The organism is Staphylococcus sp. GDY8P47P, assembly GCF_016892225.1.
Taxonomy (GTDB): Bacteria; Bacillota; Bacilli; order Staphylococcales; family Staphylococcaceae; genus Staphylococcus; species Staphylococcus borealis.
The window spans coordinates 89,657-108,022 of sequence record NZ_JAFENV010000005.1; the positions used below are offsets into that span (position 1 = coordinate 89,657).

At 34.1% G+C, this 18,366-nt stretch carries 17 protein-coding genes and 1 pseudogene; 2 read left to right on the forward strand and 16 right to left on the reverse strand.

The features are described 5' to 3' along the window. Window positions 1-25 precede the first annotated feature (25 nt). The 11 genes from JVV30_RS00450 to JVV30_RS13150 all read right to left on the reverse strand — a co-directional run bounded on the left by JVV30_RS00450 (window position 26) and on the right by JVV30_RS13150 (window position 12,890). The gene (locus JVV30_RS00450; RefSeq protein ID WP_053029260.1) at window positions 26-358 is read right to left on the reverse strand and encodes a putative DNA-binding protein; all 333 of its coding nucleotides are present in this window, start codon (window positions 356-358) and stop codon (window positions 26-28) included. Continuing rightward, complete coding sequence (gene ftsY, locus JVV30_RS00455) at window positions 345-1,571, reverse strand: signal recognition particle-docking protein FtsY (RefSeq protein WP_053029258.1); 1,227 nt, start codon at window positions 1,569-1,571, stop codon at window positions 345-347. The genes JVV30_RS00450 and ftsY overlap by 14 nt, the downstream gene beginning before the upstream one ends. After that, on the reverse strand, window positions 1,568-5,137 hold the full coding sequence (gene smc, locus JVV30_RS00460; protein WP_204192917.1) for a chromosome segregation protein SMC: 3,570 nt from the start codon (window positions 5,135-5,137) through the stop codon (window positions 1,568-1,570). The genes ftsY and smc overlap by 4 nt, the downstream gene beginning before the upstream one ends. Before the next feature lie 73 nt (window positions 5,138-5,210). After that, window positions 5,211-5,963 carry a ribonuclease III gene (gene rnc, locus JVV30_RS00465; protein WP_306431568.1) on the reverse strand — a complete coding sequence of 251 codons (753 nt, stop codon included), beginning with the start codon at window positions 5,961-5,963 and terminating at the stop codon, window positions 5,211-5,213. A 71-nt stretch (window positions 5,964-6,034) separates the two neighbouring features. Next, complete coding sequence (locus tag JVV30_RS00470) at window positions 6,035-6,268, reverse strand: acyl carrier protein (RefSeq protein ID WP_001830184.1); 234 nt, start codon at window positions 6,266-6,268, stop codon at window positions 6,035-6,037. Window positions 6,269-6,445: 177 nt separating this feature from the next. Continuing rightward, window positions 6,446-7,183 carry a 3-oxoacyl-[acyl-carrier-protein] reductase gene (gene fabG, locus JVV30_RS00475; protein WP_053029252.1) on the reverse strand — a complete coding sequence of 246 codons (738 nt, stop codon included), beginning with the start codon at window positions 7,181-7,183 and terminating at the stop codon, window positions 6,446-6,448. Next, window positions 7,173-8,102 carry an ACP S-malonyltransferase gene (fabD, locus tag JVV30_RS00480; RefSeq protein ID WP_070855502.1) on the reverse strand — a complete coding sequence of 310 codons (930 nt, stop codon included), beginning with the start codon at window positions 8,100-8,102 and terminating at the stop codon, window positions 7,173-7,175. The genes fabG and fabD overlap by 11 nt, the downstream gene beginning before the upstream one ends. After that, the gene (plsX, locus tag JVV30_RS00485) at window positions 8,095-9,081 is read right to left on the reverse strand and encodes a phosphate acyltransferase PlsX (RefSeq protein WP_053029247.1); all 987 of its coding nucleotides are present in this window, start codon (window positions 9,079-9,081) and stop codon (window positions 8,095-8,097) included. The genes fabD and plsX overlap by 8 nt, the downstream gene beginning before the upstream one ends. A 1-nt stretch (window position 9,082) precedes the next feature. Further along, window positions 9,083-9,643 (reverse strand): transcription factor FapR, encoded by a 561-nt coding sequence (gene fapR, locus JVV30_RS00490; RefSeq protein ID WP_070855501.1) that lies wholly within the window; start codon window positions 9,641-9,643, stop codon window positions 9,083-9,085. A gap of 135 nt (window positions 9,644-9,778) precedes the next feature. Further along, on the reverse strand, window positions 9,779-11,830 hold the full coding sequence (gene recG, locus JVV30_RS00495; protein WP_070855498.1) for an ATP-dependent DNA helicase RecG: 2,052 nt from the start codon (window positions 11,828-11,830) through the stop codon (window positions 9,779-9,781). A gap of 244 nt (window positions 11,831-12,074) precedes the next feature. Then, complete coding sequence (locus JVV30_RS13150) at window positions 12,075-12,890, reverse strand: thermonuclease family protein (protein ID WP_204192919.1); 816 nt, start codon at window positions 12,888-12,890, stop codon at window positions 12,075-12,077. A 127-nt stretch (window positions 12,891-13,017) separates the two neighbouring features. Between JVV30_RS13150 and JVV30_RS00505 the strand changes: the two are divergent. Then, window positions 13,018-13,534: pseudogene (locus JVV30_RS00505) on the forward strand (transposase); the annotation flags it as partial. On the opposite strand, the gene fakA reads toward JVV30_RS00505, so the two are convergent. Both fakA and JVV30_RS00515 read right to left on the reverse strand, forming a co-directional pair. Then, complete coding sequence (gene fakA, locus JVV30_RS00510) at window positions 13,510-15,168, reverse strand: fatty acid kinase catalytic subunit FakA (protein ID WP_070855494.1); 1,659 nt, start codon at window positions 15,166-15,168, stop codon at window positions 13,510-13,512. The pseudogene JVV30_RS00505 and the gene fakA sit on opposite strands and share 25 nt — an antisense overlap. Window positions 15,169-15,188: 20 nt before the next feature. Further along, window positions 15,189-15,557, reverse strand: coding sequence for an Asp23/Gls24 family envelope stress response protein (locus JVV30_RS00515; RefSeq protein WP_011275975.1), 369 nt, complete (start codon window positions 15,555-15,557; stop codon window positions 15,189-15,191). A 282-nt stretch (window positions 15,558-15,839) separates the two neighbouring features. On the opposite strand from JVV30_RS00515, the gene rpmB reads away from it, so the two are divergent. Continuing rightward, the gene (rpmB, locus tag JVV30_RS00520; protein ID WP_011275976.1) at window positions 15,840-16,028 is read left to right on the forward strand and encodes a 50S ribosomal protein L28; all 189 of its coding nucleotides are present in this window, start codon (window positions 15,840-15,842) and stop codon (window positions 16,026-16,028) included. Window positions 16,029-16,089: 61 nt separating this feature from the next. Here the strand turns inward: rpmB and JVV30_RS00525 are convergent, their stop codons facing one another. Genes JVV30_RS00525 through rsgA form a run of 3 tightly spaced genes read right to left on the reverse strand, consistent with a single transcriptional unit; the run spans window position 16,090 to window position 18,258 of the window. After that, the gene (locus JVV30_RS00525; protein WP_204192921.1) at window positions 16,090-16,731 is read right to left on the reverse strand and encodes a thiamine diphosphokinase; all 642 of its coding nucleotides are present in this window, start codon (window positions 16,729-16,731) and stop codon (window positions 16,090-16,092) included. A gap of 7 nt (window positions 16,732-16,738) precedes the next feature. Then, the gene (gene rpe, locus JVV30_RS00530) at window positions 16,739-17,383 is read right to left on the reverse strand and encodes a ribulose-phosphate 3-epimerase (RefSeq protein WP_070855490.1); all 645 of its coding nucleotides are present in this window, start codon (window positions 17,381-17,383) and stop codon (window positions 16,739-16,741) included. Further along, window positions 17,383-18,258 carry a ribosome small subunit-dependent GTPase A gene (gene rsgA, locus JVV30_RS00535; protein ID WP_070855488.1) on the reverse strand — a complete coding sequence of 292 codons (876 nt, stop codon included), beginning with the start codon at window positions 18,256-18,258 and terminating at the stop codon, window positions 17,383-17,385. Before rsgA ends, rpe begins: the two co-directional genes overlap by 1 nt. Window positions 18,259-18,366 lie beyond the last annotated feature (108 nt).

Genomic DNA, 18,366 nt, shown 5'->3' on the forward strand with positions numbered 1-18,366 from the left:
CAAATGCCCTCCTTTATATATCTGTTTATTCTAATTCTTCTAATTGATTAATATATTGTTCTAACGCTGTAGCATCATTTAAAGATTGTTTCATTGCTTCATAAATGTTACGACGTTGTTCGAATTTTTCATATAAATTCAACTTAGATTCATAATCTTCAACTAAATCGCCAGTTCTTCTTATATTATCATAAACTGCTTGTCTACTCACATCAAATGTCTCTGCAATTTCACTTAATGAATAGTCTTTTAAATAGAATAGCTCTAAATAATTTCTTTGCTTATCAGTTAATAACGTTTGATAGAAATCAAACAAATAATTCATTCGTAATGTTTTAACTAAATCATTTTTCCCCATGTGGATGATCCTCGTTATTAAAATCTAATTCAGCAACTTCATCTGGAATATCTTCATTTTGTTCTATCATATCTGCAAATAATCCATAAACGTAGCTTTCTGGGTTAAATGGTTGCAAGTCGTCAAGTTTTTCACCTAAGCCTACATATTTAACTGGGATATGAAGTTCATTTCTAATTGCAAGCACAATACCACCTTTAGCCGTACCATCCAATTTAGTTAATACGATACCTGATACGTTTGTAACTTCTTTAAATGAACGTGCTTGAGATAAGGCGTTTTGGCCTGTTGTTGCATCTAAACACAATAAAGCTTCATGAGGTGCATCTGGTACAGCTCTGCTAATAACACGTTTCATTTTATCTAATTCTTGCATTAGGTTTGATTTATTTTGTAAACGTCCTGCAGTATCACAAATTAAAATATCGACGCCTTTATTTTTAGCCGCATTAATTGCATCATAAACAACTGCTGCAGGGTCAGATCCCTCACTTTGGCGTATAACTTCAACACCTACTCGGTCACCCCACACTTGTAATTGATCAATAGCACCAGCTCTGAATGTATCTCCAGCTGCAAGCATTACTTTTTTGCCTTCCATTTTATATCTATGTGCAAGTTTACCGATAGTAGTTGTTTTACCTACGCCGTTTACACCAACCATTAAAATGACGTTTAATCGGCCATCTTCAAGATTCATAGCTTCAGATTGGTCGTCTTCTTGATGGTATATTTCAACAATCTTTTCGACAATGACTTCACGTAAATCTTCCGTTTCCTTAATATTACGACGTTGTGCCTCCGTACGTAATTCTTCTGTTAATTGCATCACTGTGTTGAAACCAACGTCGGCAGTAATTAACATTTCTTCAAGTGCTTCGAAGAAATCTTCATCAACCGTTCTATAACGCGCAATTAAATTATTAAGTTGTTCTTGGAAGTTCTGACGTGATTTTTCAAGACCTGCTTTAAACTTAGCACCCATTTTTTGTGCTTCAATTTCTTCAAAATCTTCAATCGAGATTAAACCATCATCATCAAAATCTGCTTCACTTAACTTACGTGGTTTCTTCTTAGGTGCCGGTTGTGATACTTCTTCATTATCATCACGTGGTGTGCTACTCTGCTCACTTTCATCTTGTGATAATTCTTGTTCTATATCTTCCGTTGATTTCGTAGAAAATTTATCTTTTAAACGTTTAAAGAAACTCATGCTTGTTCCTCCTTCATGACCTCATCAATAGTATTTAAGTTAACACTTACTAATTTTGAAACCCCTGATTCTTGCATTGTCACACCATACAAACGATCTGAATATTCCATTGTCCCTTTTCGATGCGTAATCACAATAAATTGAGTTTGCATTGATAACTCTTTTAGAAATTGTGCGTATCGAATGACATTTGCTTCATCAAGTGCCGCTTCTACTTCATCCAGTATAACAAATGGTGCAGATCGTACTTTCAAGATAGCAAATAGCAATGCAATTGCACATAAGGCACGTTCACCACCACTTAACAACGACAAGTGTTGTAATTTTTTGCCTGGCGGTTGAACAATAATATCGACACCAGCTGATAAATAATCATCATCTGTTAATTCTAATTTAGCATGTCCTCCACCAAATAACGACTGAAATACTGTCGTAAAATGAGATTGAACCTGTAAAAATGTCTCTTTAAAACGACCCTTCACTTCTTGATCCATCTCATTAATAATTTGCTCAAGTGTCTGTTTCGCTTCACGCAAGTCTGTGCGTTGTTCATCTAAGAAAGTATAGCGCTCATTTAACTCTTCAAATTGTTCAATCGCATTAATATTAACAGGGCCTAATTCATCGATTGACATTTTAGTTAATTTAACTTTCTTTCTTAGCGACTCAATTGGTGTTTCCGAGAAGAATTCATCTCTGGCACGTTCGACTGTTAATTGATATTCATCATTTAAATGATCAATGGCATGATGAATTAATACATCTAATTTAGATTGTTGCGCTTTGATATCTTGATAGAAACTTTCTATCGATAATAAATCTTGATGGCATTCTTGTAACTGTGCTTCATGTATTTCCACATCTTCATTGACATCTACACGTTGCTTTTTCAAATCTTTTAATTGATTAGTAATTGATTGTCGTGAATTTTCCTTAGATTTAATCTCTTGTTGTAATTTATCAAATGCTTGATCACCCATCATTTCATCAGAATTAAAGAGTTTAATCTTGTCTTCAACGTTCGTTAACTGTTGATGAATCGTTGCAATCTGTTTATCTGTACGGGTTAATGCCCCTTTTTGTGCATGTATTCGTTCTTTAATAACTGCTAAATCAGAGCGTTTTTGGTTTAATTGCTGTTGTACTTGCGTAGTCGTCTCTTTACCTTCCTTAGATAATTGCGTATAACGTTCAATGTCCGTTTCAAGTTGTTTTAACTTACCTTGAATAATAGATAAACGTGCTTGTTTTTCATTTAAAGTAACACGACTATTTTCACTTTGGTATCCGTCATTCTTTTCAAACTCAAATTCTTCATGCTCATCTTTAATATGTGCTTCTTGTGTTTTAAGACGGTCTAATGCTAACGCTTCGTTATGTGATTGTTCTTTCACTTCATTATATTGTTGACTCAAATTAAAATACGTTTCACTTAATTGCTCGACGTCATCTTTTTGATTTTGCAATTGTTTTTCAAAATCTTTAGTTTGCGATTCATAATTTTTTAATTGGTCACGCATTGTAGTCAGTTCATCTTTTTGTGATAAAATGCTCTTCGTCTTACGCGCACCACCACCAGTCATAGAACCACCTGGATTAACAATATCGCCTTCTAAAGTAACGATACGTGTTTTATATTGAATCGCTCTCGCCAGTTCATTCGCATGCTTTAGATTATCTACAATAATCGTCGTACCAATTAAATTTTCAACTACGGCTTGATATTGCGCATTCACTGTAATTGCATCAGAAGCAACATTAATATAACCTGCTGTACTTTCAGCAATTTGACGAATATGATGAGATAGCTGTCTTGATTTAATAACATTTAATGGTAAAAATGTTGCTCTACCAAGTCCTTTTTGCTTTAAGAATTGGATTGCTTGGCGACCATCTTTTTCGTCGTCAACGATGATATGTTGCAATGAAGCGCCTAATGCGGTCTCAATTGCCTGTGTCAATTCTGATGGTACAGAAATCACTTCTGCAACTGCACCATGAATACCTTGTAAGCTATCGTTTTTAGCTTTTAACACATGCTTAACGCCATTAAAGAAGTACGTATAGTCTTCCTCTTGTGTTTCCAAACTTTCAATTCGAGCTCTCATTTTATCCGTATAACGATATGCTTGATACAATTTATCTTCGTATTCAGTTTGAATTTGTTTCGCTTTTGATAATTGTTGCTCTATTCGACTTATTTGGTCTTCAATATTGCTCAATTGTTTAATTGTAGCTTGATGATGTTGTTCTGTAGAGGCAATTTCGCTTTGTAACGCCTTGAGTTGATTAAATGCTTCAACTAAACGTGAATCTAAGCGTGATTTCTTAGCTTCATTTTCTTTAATGGTATGCTCTAAGAAACGAATGTCATTATTGACATCTGATTGTTCAGACATTAATTCATAGTATTCATTTTTAATAGATTCGAGTTTTTCATCATGTTGTTCATCAGAAACGTAAAGTTGTGATTCTAGTTCATGAATATCATTATTTAACGTTTTCTGTTTTTCTTTTAACGTCTCAATTTGTTGCGTAATCTCATTTTTTTCATCTTGAGCGTTCTTAAATTCGTGATTTAAATTATCTAATTCTTCTTCAAAGCGCGCATTCGTTTCTGATTGATTACGTTTTCTTTCTTCTAAGACATTTAATTGACCTGTAAACTTCTCATATGCTTCTGTAGCTTTAATTAAATCATAATTCAATTGTTCAATATCATTATCAATATGTTGACGTTGAGACTTTTGCTTTTGAATATATTGATTTATTTGTGCTTGTTTCGCCTCTTTATCTGCTTGTTGGCTTTTTAGGTCATTAAGTTTGACGTCTAATTCACGATTATCTTCCGAATACTGATCGATATCATGTACAGTAACAATGACATCGCTTTGTTTCATTTCTTCAGAGAGTTTCAAATATTCTTTTGCGCTAGACGCTTCTGCTTTTAATGGTTCTACGCGCCCTTCCAAGTCATATAAGATATCTTCAACTCGTGTAAGATTGTCTTCTGTTTGGTCTAATTTTTGTAGTGATTCAGCTTTTCGTTTTTTGTATTTTAATACGCCAGCAGATTCTTCAAGAATTTGACGACGATCAATCGGTTTAGCGTTTAAAATTTCATCAACTCTACCTTGAGATATAATGCTAAATGCTTCTTTTCCCAAACCAGAATCCAAAAACAATTCAGTAATATCTCTTAAGCGTGCTTTATCATTATTAAGATAATATTCACTCTCACCACTGCGGTACAAGCGACGCGTCACGACAATATCATCTGAATCAACTTGTAATTTTCTGGCTTTATTATCAAGTTTCAATTGTACTTCTGCATAATTCTGAGCATTTCGATGTTCAGCTCCTGAAAAGATAATATCTTCCATTTTAGAGCCACGTAATGATTTTGCGGACTGTTCACCTAATACCCATTTGATAGCATCGGTAATGTTACTCTTGCCGCTACCATTAGGCCCAACTATTGCTGTCACACCTTTATCAAATTGGACATCTGTGTGATCTGCAAATGATTTAAAACCTATGGCATCAATTGATTTTAAATACACCATACTATTCTCCTTGCTAATCATTCCACTCATTCTAGTTGAGAGGAGGACAATATTTTAAAGATGATTGGTCATCTTAAACACTGCTATTATTCTTAAGTTCTGAGTAAGCACGCTCTGCTGCTTTTTGTTCAGATTCTTTTTTAGTTTTACCTTGACCTGTTGCAACTGCATTATTTTCCAAAATAACTTCCGATGTAAATAAACGATGATGCGCTGGGCCTTCTTCCTTAATTAATCGATAAGTTACATCTCCACGATTTTGACTGTGAACATACTCTTGAAATTGTGTTTTAAAGTCGACAACACCAACTAATTCATCATCTTCTACATATGGGAAAATGACTTTCTCAGCAAATTGCCATACGACATCTAATCCTTGATCGAGATATAAAGCCCCAACAAAGGCTTCAAATGCGTCAGACACAAGTGAAGGGCGCGTTCTTCCACCCGTTTTTTCTTCACCTTTACCTAATAGGATGAGTTGATTTAGCTCGATTTTATTAGCAAATATTACAAGTGAGGGCTCACATACAATTGTTGCACGCATTTTTGTTAAGTTACCTTCAGGAAGATCTGGATGTTTATCAAAAAGGTAGCGTGATACCGTCAATTCTAATACCGCATCGCCTAAAAATTCGAGTCGCTCATTATGCGCTAAACGATCCATATTAAAGTCATTGATAAAACTTGAATGAGAAAATGCTTGTTGATATAACTCGATATTTGAATATGTAAATCCTAATTCATTCATTTTCTTCGCAAACTGTTGTTGAAAATCATTAACCATTTCTATTTTTTTTGGATTAGTCACATTAGAACCTCCCATATATTTATGCTTTGTTTGATTCTTAAGAAAAAAATCTGAGCCATCTTGTAGACGACTCAGATGTAAGTTTTTTATTTTTCAAGACTATTGATGTATTTAACTGCATCACCAACAGTGTTGATTTTTTCAGCTTCTTCATCAGGAATTTCAGTACCAAATTCATCTTCTAATTCCATCACTAATTCAGCGATATCAAGTGAGTCAGCGCCTAAATCATCTTTGAATGATGCGTCTTCAGTTACTTTGTCAGCATCTACACCTAAACGGTCAACGATGATATCTTTTACTTTATCGAAGTTTTCCACGTCGATTCACCTCCTTTGAAAGTGTCTATCCATAGACTATTATATTTTCCCATTTTAATGGGTAAAATACAAGCATTTCTTAAATACTCATTATAAATAGTATTTTGTTTAACAAAGCGATTTCTCATCAAAGTGTTATCGAAATAAAACTTATTTCAACTAACTAACTTTAGATGATTACATGTACATACCACCATTAACATGAATGGTTTGGCCAGTAATGTATTTTGCTCTATCAGATGCTAAAAATGCAACTGTATTCGCTATATCTGTATCTTGACCAAATCGAGATAATGGAATTTGTTCTAACATTTGTGCTTTTAATTCATCACTAAGTGCATCTGTCATATCTGAAACGATAAATCCTGGTGCTACAGCATTTACAGTAATACCACGTGATGCAAGTTCACGTGCACTTGATTTAGTTAATCCTTCTATACCTGCTTTCGTAGCGACATAGTTTGCTTGACCTGGATTACCCATTGCACCAACTATACTTGATAAGTTAATAATTGCACCACCACGTTGACGAAGCATTTGTGGCGTCGCCTTTTGAATGCAATTGAAAGTGCCTTTTAAGTTTGTATTAATTACATCATCCCATTCATGCTCTTTCATACGCATTAACAAATTATCACGCGTGATACCAGCATTATTTACAAGTACATCTAATGAACCAAATTGACTAACGACTTCTTTAATCATCGCTTTAACTTCGTCGCCTTCAGCTACATTAGCTTGAATTGCAAAACTTTCAACGCCTTTTGCTTTAATTTCAGACACAACCGCTTCAGCCTTTTCTTTATTACCAGCATAGTTAACAGCTACATTGAAACCATCTTCAGCTAATTGTAATGCGATACTACGACCTATACCTCTTGAAGCACCAGTTACTAATGCATTTTTATTCGTCATGATTATTCCAACCTTTCACATCTTCTAATGTTTGAATTGATGTTAATTTAACATCACGATTGATTTTCTTAATTAAACCGGATAACACTTTGCCTGGACCAATTTCTATAAAATGATCGACGCCTTGTTCAATTAACCATTCTGCAGAATTGATAAATTCAACTGGTGAATATAATTGCTTAATCATATTTTGCTTAATAGTTGTTGCGTCCGTTTCACCTTGCGCATTGACATTTTGCACAATAGGGAATGCTGCATCATGCCACTCAAATTGATTAATATACGACTCGAAGTCTTTTTCAATCACTTGCATCATTGACGAATGGAATGGGCCAGAAACTGCTAAAGGCAAGACACGTTTAGCGCCTAATGATTTACCTTCTTCAACTAATTTATCAATGAGTGATTTATGACCTGACACTACAATTTGTCCAGGGCAGTTAATATTCGCAGGTTCAATCAGTTCTTCAGATGTTGATAAGTCTTTGCAAATTTTATCTACTTCTTCATAGCTTAAACCTAATACAGCTGCCATACTACCTACACCATTTGGAAAAGCTTGAGCCATGAGTTGACCACGTTTACGAACAATCTTAACTGCATCCTCAAACTTTAATACGCCTGCAGCGACTAAACTAGAGTATTCACCTAGACTATGTCCCATCGTGTAGTCAGCATTAATAGAATTTAAGGCACGATATAAGGCGATGCTATGTGTTAATAAAGCTGGTTGTGTATGTTCAGTTTCGCCTAATTTGTTGTCACTATCCGTAAACATTGTTTCTAATAAATCGAAGTCTACGGCTTCTTGTGCTATGTTTAGAATCTCTGTTGCTTTTGTATCTTCATTATATAAATCGCTAGCCATACCAACTTTTTGTGCACCTTGACCCGGGAAAATAATTGCTACTTTACTCATCCTTTTCACCTACCGTCTCTCTCATAATTTCGACAATTTTCTCATCACCGGCAATTTTAGCTTGTCGGATTGCAGAATAAAACGCGCGAGCATTAGAACCACCATGTGCTTTAACAACTGTACCATCTAGACCTAATAATACCGAACCACCGTATTCTGCATAATCCATTTTTTTAGTAAATGTGTCTAAGTCCTTTTTTAACACTAATGCAGCAAGTTTGTTTTTTAAACTTCCTAAAAATGTTTCTTTCAACATTTTACCAATGGATTTTGCAGTACCTTCGATATTTTTTAGCACCATATTCCCAGTGTAGCCATCAGTTACAACAACGTCAGTGTTACCTTCCATTAATGTTTTAGCTTCAATGTTACCATCAAAATTAAAGCTTTGATCATCTTTTAGTAATTGATATGCTTTTTTAGTCAATGTATTACCTTTAGCTGGTTCTGTACCGATGTTTAATAATGAGACCTTAGGGTTTTGAATGCCTCGAATTTTTTTAGCGTAGATATTACCAAGTTGCGCATACTGTAATAAATGTTCAGGTTTTGCATCAGCATTGGCACCAACATCTAAAAATACAAAACCTTTACCATCAATTGTTGGTAATGTTACTACAAGGGCTGGTCTGGCAACACCTTTAATACGTCCGACAATAAACAATCCAGCTGACATAAGTGCGCCTGTATTACCTGCAGAAACACATCCGTCCGCTTCGCCATTTTTCACTGCTTCCGCCATTCTGACCATTGAGCTATCTTTTTTACGTTTAATCGCTCTCACTGGTTCGTCTTCCATCTCTATTTTTTCAGAACAATGTCTAAATTCAATTCGTTCATGATTGAGTGTATATTGGTTTTTATCTCCAAATAAAATTATTTCTAAATCTTTAAAATCATTTACTGCTTTTTCAACAGCCTCTAACACGATACCAGGCGCGTCATCTCCGCCCATCATATCAATAGCAATCTTAACCATGTTATTCATCCTCGCTTATATAAAACATTTTAAACGTTCCTTTAAACACCAATGTATCTCTTACATATGAATTCACTTCAATAATATAATGCTGCGCTGTTTTATTAACAACGCGTGCTTCAGCTCTTACAGTGTCATCCAGTTTTACTTTCTCGATAAAAGCGACATTACTTTCTTGTGTTAATACGGTTGATTTATGTATTAGAGCGACACAAAGCGAATTCGCTTGAGCAAATAAAACATGACCTCGTGCAATCTGTGTCTTTGCAAAGACTGATTCTTCAGTGATTTCAATGAGTGATTGTGCAGTTATGTCTGGTTCAACTTGAATTAAATCTCCAACCACTTCATTTGCTTCAAGCGCACGAATTTGTTCATAGTTTTGCTCAGCTACTATTTTAATACGCTTACGTAGTTCTGGAATATTTAGATTTGTTCTATCTAAACGTATCGTTTGAATACTTACTTCAAACTGTTCACATAATTCACTATCCGTAATAAAGGGGTTTTGCTCAATTGCTTTTTGAATCGCCTCACGACGTTCTGCTTTTTTTAATTTCATACATATCCCCCTTTAAATGCGAAATTAGTACCAAGTCTTAAACATTCCTCACATATCATAACACTTTCCGTTTAATAAGCTCAACAAATATCATAGTGCTATATTTTACTTTTTAAAAATAATTACCTTTAAACACTAATCAAAACTCATATGTAGTAAATTCTGATCAATAAAATCACGTAAATGTTGATATGTTTCTGTAAAGAATTCTCCCGATTGAATCAACTCTGCCGCTTCATCTCGAGCGACTTCAAGCATTCGATAATCTTCCACAATATTCGCTACCATGAAATCCGGTAAACCACTTTGTTTAACGCCAAAGAAATCTCCGGGTCCACGCATTTCTAAATCACGTTCACTCAACTCAAAACCATCCGTTGTTTGCGTCATTATAGTCATTCGTTCTATTCCTGTTTCCGTCTTAGGTGACGCAATAAGTACGCAATAACTTTGATGTTCGCTTCGTCCAACACGACCTCTTAGCTGATGTAAAGTAGATAGTCCAAATCGATCTGCATCATAAATCATCATAAACGTTGCGTTCGGTACATTGACACCAACTTCTACTACAGTTGTAGAGACAAGAATGTCTATATCATGTTGACTAAAACGCGTCATAACTTCATCTTTCTCTTCAGCCGACATTTTGCCATGTAATAAACCGACACTCCCCTCTCCATAATAGGCTTGAAGTGAGTCGTACAACTCAACTACGTTTTGTACATCATCTAAATGTTCCGAACTTTCAATGAGCGGACAAATCACATAAGCTTGACGACCTTTTTTAAGTTCCGTTGTCATTTGAGACAGCACTTGTTCGTATTGCTCGTGTTTTGCCCAGTTCGTAATAATCGGTTTACGCCCTTTGGGTAACTGTTTAATAGATGAAACATCCATTTCACCAAATACTGAAATAGCTAGGGTTCTAGGAATCGGTGTCGCTGTCATGAAGAGGACGTTCGTCATCGCTCCTTTTTCTCTTAACAGTTGACGTTGATTGACCCCAAAACGGTGTTGTTCATCGGTAATAACCAGTCCTACATTTTGAAATGCTACATCATCTTGTATAAGCGCATGTGTACCTATTAGACAATCAATGGTGCCATTCTCTAATTGTTCTAAGAGGACTTTTCTTTTTTTACCTTTAACGGATCCAGTTAATAATGCGACGTTCATATAGTCTCCAAATAACTCAGTTAAACTATTTGCGTGTTGCTCCGCTAGAATTTCAGTAGGAACCATTAGCGCAGACTGATATCCAGCTGTTTTTAACGCATACATACAAATAGCTGCAACAACTGTCTTCCCTGAACCTACATCACCTTGCAATAATCGATGCATGCGAATCGGTGCTTTCAAATCTCTAAAGATTTCGTTCACACTCTTTTTTTGCGCATCCGTTAACTCAAAAGGTAATGTTTCTATAAACGCTTTTACCTTTTGGATGTCATAGTTGATTTCAATGGCTTTGTCCGATGTCTTCTCTAGACGATTCAACCATTGCATTCGTAATTCAAACATGAATAATTCGGTAAAGGCATACGTCCGTCTAGCACGTAATAAGTCATGGCGATCTTTAGGATGGTGCAGTGCATGTATGGTATCAGATAAAGATTCTAATTTATACTTCTGTCTTAATTCATCTGTCAACCATTCATGTATCGTAACATCATCTAACGTTTGATAAATCATATCTCGCATTTGCTTTTGTTTAATGCCCTCTTTGATACGATACACAGGTTCTAATTTAACTTCAGATGCATCTTGAGACTGTGCATTAAAGAACATACGATTTCCGTTAATTTCTTGTTTCGCACTATTCCATTTTCCTTTAACAGTTACCGTACCATGAAGTTCAATTTTCTTTTTTAAGTATGGTTGATTAAAGAAGACACATTTAACTGCGATATTGTCCACCATTAAATGGACTGTTAACTTCGATTTATTTCTTCCGAAAAAAGCAACCGTCGGCATAGAATAAACTTCTCCAACAACTGTCACTGTAGATTGATCTTCAGCCATATTTAAGTCTACAACTGTATTATCTTCATAGCGACTCGGTAAATAAAGCACCAAGTCTTCTACCGTATTAATATTGAGTTCTTGCAATAAAGCAATTCGTTTTGGTCCTAGCCCTTTAATCTTTTGAAGCGGATATGGACTTTCTATTAAATTGACTTTAGACATAACTTCTCACCTAGTATTTATAATATTAATATTTATTTTATCATGATTAAGCAGAATAATTGATTGTTAAACCTTTGATATTTAAAAAGGCGGGAGTGGGACAGAATTCTTTTTGAATTCGTCGTCCCACCCCCAGCTTGCTTTAAGCGTCTTCTCAGTACAGTCAGCTACTGCGAATTTGCAAAATAGATTTATTATATTATTTATGTCCAAGCCTCACTCTAATTCACTGAACGATACATGTTTAACGTTCACATGCCCATCCATCTTTATCGCGGTCAAACTTTGTTTGATAAGCAGGATGACCCTTTTTCACACCATTTGGATATTTCTTTCTCAATAAAGTACAATTTTTATAATTTTCTGTTGATTGCTTTTTCGTTGTCTTTGAAGTTGACGAGGTTGATGTTTTCGGTTTAGTTGATGATTTTACAGATGCTTTTGTAGATGATGTTTGACCCGTCTTAGCTTTCGTGTTCGACGTGGTTGTAGACCATATATTTAGCTTTTCAGCTTGTGCTTTGGATTGTCTTACCTTTAACATTTGTTCAAATGTATTGTTCGGCGGATAGATATAAGTCACTCTAGCTAATCCTTGTCTAACAACCGCTTCATTAACCATTCTACCATCTGCATAAACGTATGCTAAATAACGACCATATTTATCTGTTCGTTGACCACGATCAAATTGAACTTGTACCGTACGCGCATTAGCCAACATTCGTGTTGTAAATTGACTAGCTTCCGGACCATATTTTTGAACAGGCTTTCGTGGATCCTTAGTTTCAGGTGTATCAATCAACAATAATCTAAAGGTTGATTTCTTCCCTTTATAAAGTAATTGAACAGTGTCTCCATCAATACCTTTAACAAATTTAACTTTCTCTTTAGTAAGTGCACTACTTTGTGCATTAACTCTATTGAGTGGCATTGCTATAAGTGTAGATGATGTTGTGATTAAAACCGCCAAAGCTGTAACAGCAATTGGTTTCTTTTTAAAAAGCATTAATATAAAACATATGATACTAAGACCAATAACTACTAAAAGTATATTTCCCATGTGCATACTCCTATTGTTTAATATACATATATTTTATACTAATACACATTAAAAATACTATTAAAATTTTAATATTTTAATATTTATATTTTTTGTAATCATTAAACACATGTATATATGAACTATTTTATGTTTTAAACGGTATCCCTATCGCTATGATAAGTATGGTTTTAAATGTGACTTAAAATTATATGAATGTGATGTTTGTTTAGAATGTTCTCAGAAAAATCAATGTATAAACTTCAATTCAAAAACAAATAAAAATAATGAAGAATTATAACTGGGAGTATTTTAAATCCCAAATTAACAAAAAGCTTTCAGAACTAGAAACGATAATCATCTACAGTCAAAGCAAAATTGATGTGGTGCTGACTTTTGGATTTATGAAGGCGATCTTAAGTTTCACTCAGATGTCTGTCCAAGGGATAAATAAAGTCAAAAGAGAACTTGGTTTTATATGAATAACGCTTAATATAATAAAAGTAACAACTCAACGAGCTGAAAATAATCAAAAAAATATAAAAAAAGACAATTTCTATATTATTTCAATAGAAATTGTCTTAATTTACTCATCCAGGAACTTTATGTCCACGACCCTTCATAGCTTTTCAATTGATATTTATTCGACTGAGAATAAATATTGATAGATAGGTTGGCCACCGTTATGTTCTTCTACTTCAACGTCTGGATATTCGCTTTCAACCCACTCTACTAATTTATCTGAGGTTTCAGTATTTGCATCCTCACCAGCGATAATAGTTAAGATTTCACTATCTTCATTTAGCATCGCTTTAAGTAAACCTGTGATTGTCGCAAATTCATCATCATTACTTGTCACAATTTTACTTTCAGATAATCCCATGAATTCGCCTTTTTTAATCTCTACGCCATCAATTTTAGTGTCACGAACAGCAAATGTTACTGAGCCTGATTTCACACTATCTAAAGCTGTTGTCATGTGAGATTGATTATCTTCAAGTGATGATGATGGATCGTATTGGAACAAGGCCGCAATACCTTGTGGAATAGATGTTGTAGGAATTACAACTGTATCTGCTTCAACTAAAGTTGCAGCTTGATCACTCGACATTCTTATATTTTTATTATTTGGTAAAATAATGGCACGTTTACATTGAGATTGTTCAATGACCTTTACAATGTCTTCAGTAGATGGATTCATTGTTTGTCCACCGCTTATAATATGTGTCGCACCCATAGATGTAAATAATTCTGAAATACCATCACCCATAGAAATAGCAATAATTGCTGTTTCAACTGTTTTTGATTCTTCTTGTTGGTCTGATTGATGATTTTGCTTTTCTTTTCTAATGACTTCACGATGTTGTTCACGCATATTTTCAACTTTTAATTTAATAAGCTCACCATACTCTTGACCATAGTTAAACACATCACCTGGTGTTTCAGTATGTACATGGACTTTTACAATTTCATCGTCATTAATAACGAGTAATGAATCACCAAAATGACTCATATCTGTTCTAAATGTTTGCTCATCAAATTCTCTTTTATCTTTTCCAAAACGTACCATCATTTCAGTACAATAGCCATACTTAATGTCTTCAGTGTTAATTACGCCATGAAAGTCATGCTCTTCATGCACTAACTCTTCTGTGTTTAATTTTTCTTTTTTCACTTCAATCGTTTGGCCTGTTAAACCTTTTAAGAAACCTTCATAAACACATAATAGCCCTTTACCACCACTATCAACTACGCCAACTTCTTTTAATACAGCAAGTAAATTGGGTGTATTATTTAATGACTTTTCAGCTTCTGCAATTGTATATTCCATAACTTCAACACAGTCATCTGTTTCTTCAGCTTTATTAACCGCTGCCTTGGCTGCATCTTTAGCAACAGTTAAGATTGTCCCTTCGACTGGTTTCATTACAGCTTTATAAGCAGTATCAACACCTGCTTGGAAACTACTAGCAAGTTGTTGTGCATTAATTTCATTTTCAGTTTCAATATTTTTACAGAATCCTCTAAATAATTGAGAAAGAATTACACCTGAGTTACCTCGTGCACCCATAAGTAATCCTTTAGAGAATGTCTTCCCTAATTCACCAATACTTTGAGATAAATTATTTTCAACTTCCTCACGTCCAGAAGTAATTGTAAGATTCATATTAGTACCTGTATCACCATCTGGCACAGGGTATACATTTAAAGAATCTACTAAATCTGCATTATTAGATAAATTTTGTGCCCCTTGTATTATCATATCGGCAAATAATTTACCATTAATTTTGCTAATCATCCTGCTAAGTCCTCCTATACCTACTTGCCCTTATTATTAAGTCTTACACCTTGTACAAATATATTAATTGAATTCACTTTTACATTGAGTGAGTTTTCTAGTGTGTATTTTACTGATGATTGTACATTATTAGCTACCTCTGAGATTTTAACACCGTAGCTAACGATAATATACATATCTATATCAATGACACCATTGTTTTCTTTGACTTCAATGCCTCTAGCATAATTTTCATGTCCTAAAATTTCGGCAATACCATCTCGCACTTGTTGTCTAGATGCCATACCAACAATACCATAACTTTCAACAGCTTTACTGCCTACTACTGAAGCAATGACTTCATTTGAGATATCGATTTTACCATAATCATTTGAGATTTCTATTGTCATCTTTATATTCCTCCTGAATTTTGTTTAAAAATGACGAAACTATAAACATTTACAATTAAATTCATTGTAGAAATTAACCGATTCTTCCATAAATAAGTCTTTATAACCTAATTAAATGTACTACATAACTCCTCAGCTTACAATTATACCATAAATTATAAAATTCAAAACATTTTTAGAGAAATACCTTTTAATTTCATTGCTTTAAAAATTCATATATGGTATCTTATTTAAGTATATAAGTAGTCAAGTGTATTTATATTTATTAAAGGAGGTACTTTGATGGGTAAACAATGTTACGTAACAGGTCGTAAAGCATCGACTGGTAATAATCGTTCACACGCTTTAAATGCGAATAAACGCAGATTTAATGCTAACCTTCAAAAAGTTAGAATTTTAGTTGACGGAAAACCTAAAAAAGTTTGGGTTTCTGCTCGTGCTTTAAAATCTGGTAAAGTTACTAGAGTTTAATAAATATAATGCACTAAAAAATGCCTTCATATGTGGTGAAGGCATTTTTTTATGTTCTTTTTTAACTTGCATCCTTACTTCTCATTTGAAGTACTTGTCCGTCATGTAAAATGATTTCCGCGACAGCTTCTTTTACTTCATTAGATAAAGTAAGTGTCGATCCTTTTTCTAGAAGTTGCTTATTCAAATTATATTTAAAGCCCTTTAATGATAAAACAACATTTTCAGTAACTGGAATAAATGATACATATGGGAAATGAAGTGATTTTTGAATTTTATGGGTACCTTGTTTCAATAATTTAATTTCATTTTGATCATCTTCCACAATAATTGATATATTTCGTTCTATATACTTTGGTTTTTGCAATATTTGCATGACACCCATAAAATGATCTAATCTACCACCAGTTGCGCCATAAATATGTATTTGCGTAAAGCCTCTATGAACAGCTTCTTCTACACCTAATGCTAAATCCGTATCATCTTTTTCAGCTTTGACCGGCTTAATATTCAACTGATGTTTGAGTTGTTGACGTTCTTCTTCTGAAACAGAATCAAAGTCACCAATTGAGAACGTCGGTGTGATGGCATGGTTAACTAGAATCAGTGTTCCTCTATCAATGCCACCCCAATGTTCATGCTTTTGAGTGCTCAATACTTGTGGTGGTAAATGTCGGTCACTACATAATAAATTGATTCGCATATTAAAATCAGCCTTTCAGTAATTGTGTCACCTTGTTATAATCCTTTTGATTAAAGAAATAAGAACCTGTAACAAACATAGTTGCTCCATTATCAGCACACAATTGGATAGTTTCATCATTGATGCCACCATCAACTTCAATATCAAAATTTAAATTTAAAGATTGTCTTAGATCTCTAAGTGACTTCACTTTTGATGCGCATGCTTCAATAAATGATTGACCACCGAAACCTGGATTGACTGTCATCACTAATACATAATCTACAATCTCAAGAACTGGTAATAATACTTCAACTGGTGTACCAGGATTAATGACAACGCCTGCTTTTTTACCAGCATTCTTAATCATTTGAAGCGCTCTATGAATATGTTGCGTAGACTCGACGTGCACCGATATCATGTCAGCACCGTGTTCAGCAAAGGTGTTAATATACTGCTCAGGTTGCTCAATCATTAAGTGAACATCAATTGGTAATTGTGTAGCAGTTCGAATTGAATCAAGAATCGGCAAACCAATCGATATATTTGGTACAAATTGACCGTCCATCACATCAAAGTGTAAACCATCAACTTGTGCTTTTTCTAAAGCTTTAATTTCATCTTCTAAATTTAAAAAATCAGCGGATAAAAGTGATGGATAGATTTTTTTCATTAATATCTTACCTTTCTATTTGAAATTTCATTAAATAATTGAATGTAATGATCATAGCGAAATTGTGCTAAATGACCACTCTCCAATTGTTGCTTAACATGACAATGAGGTTCTTTAATATGATTACAGTTTCTAAATTTGCATGCCTCGCCATAGTGATGAATATCTATAAAATAGTGTTTCAATTCATCTTTTTCAATATGATCAAAATCTAATGCACTAAAGCCTGGTGTATCTGCAATAAAACCAGATTCCCTTTCGAATAATTCTACATGTCTCGTCGTATGTTTACCACGGTTAAGGGATTTTGATATATCATTGGTTTCTAAATTTAATTCTGGTTTAAAAGCATTTATAAATGTCGACTTACCAACACCTGATTGACCACTTAGTACAATAAGTCCTTTCGGCCAAGAAGCGACTACTTCCTGTTTAGACGTATCTTTGCCAACAAATTGAGTATTGTAGCCAATAGTTTCATAAATATTTAACCATTCATTAATTTTTTTAATGTCATCATCAGACGCTAAATCCTTTTTAGTCACTAGTATACTCGGTTCTAAATCATATGAATGCGCAATAACTAGAAAACGATCTAACAATTGTGTTGAGAAATCTGGTTCTACAGCGCTCATCACGATGATTAAGCCGTCAATATTACTAACTGGTGGTCGTTTCAATGCATTATGACGATCGTGAACATGATGAATATAACCTTCATTGGTATTTTGAATTTCAAAATCAACAATGTCCCCTACAATTGGTGAAAACTTCTTTTTTCTGAAAAGACCACGTGGTTTAGTATCATATAAAGTTCCATCTACATCTACTTGATATACACCACTAATTAATTTAATAATACGTCCAGTTTCCAAAATGACACCTCTTAATCATTATTTATATTTCATTATTATAGCAAAACCTTAGAGAATATTATATCCAGAACATATTTGTTTAAAGTCAAAGTTATCAAAGCGGAGTAC

Bases quoted from the DNA above. Each gene is read 5' to 3' on its own strand.
- JVV30_RS00450 (WP_053029260.1), bottom strand. From the start codon at position 358: ATGGGGAAAAATGATTTAGTTAAAACATTACGAATGAATTATTTGTTT.
- ftsY (WP_053029258.1), bottom strand. From the start codon at position 1,571: ATGAGTTTCTTTAAACGTTTAAAAGATAAATTTTCTACGAAATCAACG.
- smc (WP_204192917.1), bottom strand. From the start codon at position 5,137: ATGGTGTATTTAAAATCAATTGATGCCATAGGTTTTAAATCATTTGCA.
- rnc (WP_306431568.1), bottom strand. From the start codon at position 5,963: ATGGGAGGTTCTAATGTGACTAATCCAAAAAAAATAGAAATGGTTAAT.
- fabG (WP_053029252.1), bottom strand. From the start codon at position 7,183: ATGACGAATAAAAATGCATTAGTAACTGGTGCTTCAAGAGGTATAGGT.
- fabD (WP_070855502.1), bottom strand. From the start codon at position 8,102: ATGAGTAAAGTAGCAATTATTTTCCCGGGTCAAGGTGCACAAAAAGTT.
- plsX (WP_053029247.1), bottom strand. From the start codon at position 9,081: ATGGTTAAGATTGCTATTGATATGATGGGCGGAGATGACGCGCCTGGT.
- fapR (WP_070855501.1), bottom strand. From the start codon at position 9,643: ATGAAATTAAAAAAAGCAGAACGTCGTGAGGCGATTCAAAAAGCAATT.
- recG (WP_070855498.1), bottom strand. From the start codon at position 11,830: ATGTCTAAAGTCAATTTAATAGAAAGTCCATATCCGCTTCAAAAGATT.
- JVV30_RS13150 (WP_204192919.1), bottom strand. From the start codon at position 12,890: ATGGGAAATATACTTTTAGTAGTTATTGGTCTTAGTATCATATGTTTT.
- fakA (WP_070855494.1), bottom strand. From the start codon at position 15,168: ATGATTAGCAAAATTAATGGTAAATTATTTGCCGATATGATAATACAA.
- JVV30_RS00515 (WP_011275975.1), bottom strand. From the start codon at position 15,557: ATGACAATAGAAATCTCAAATGATTATGGTAAAATCGATATCTCAAAT.
- rpmB (WP_011275976.1), top strand. From the start codon at position 15,840: ATGGGTAAACAATGTTACGTAACAGGTCGTAAAGCATCGACTGGTAAT.
- JVV30_RS00525 (WP_204192921.1), bottom strand. From the start codon at position 16,731: ATGCGAATCAATTTATTATGTAGTGACCGACATTTACCACCACAAGTA.
- rpe (WP_070855490.1), bottom strand. From the start codon at position 17,383: ATGAAAAAAATCTATCCATCACTTTTATCCGCTGATTTTTTAAATTTA.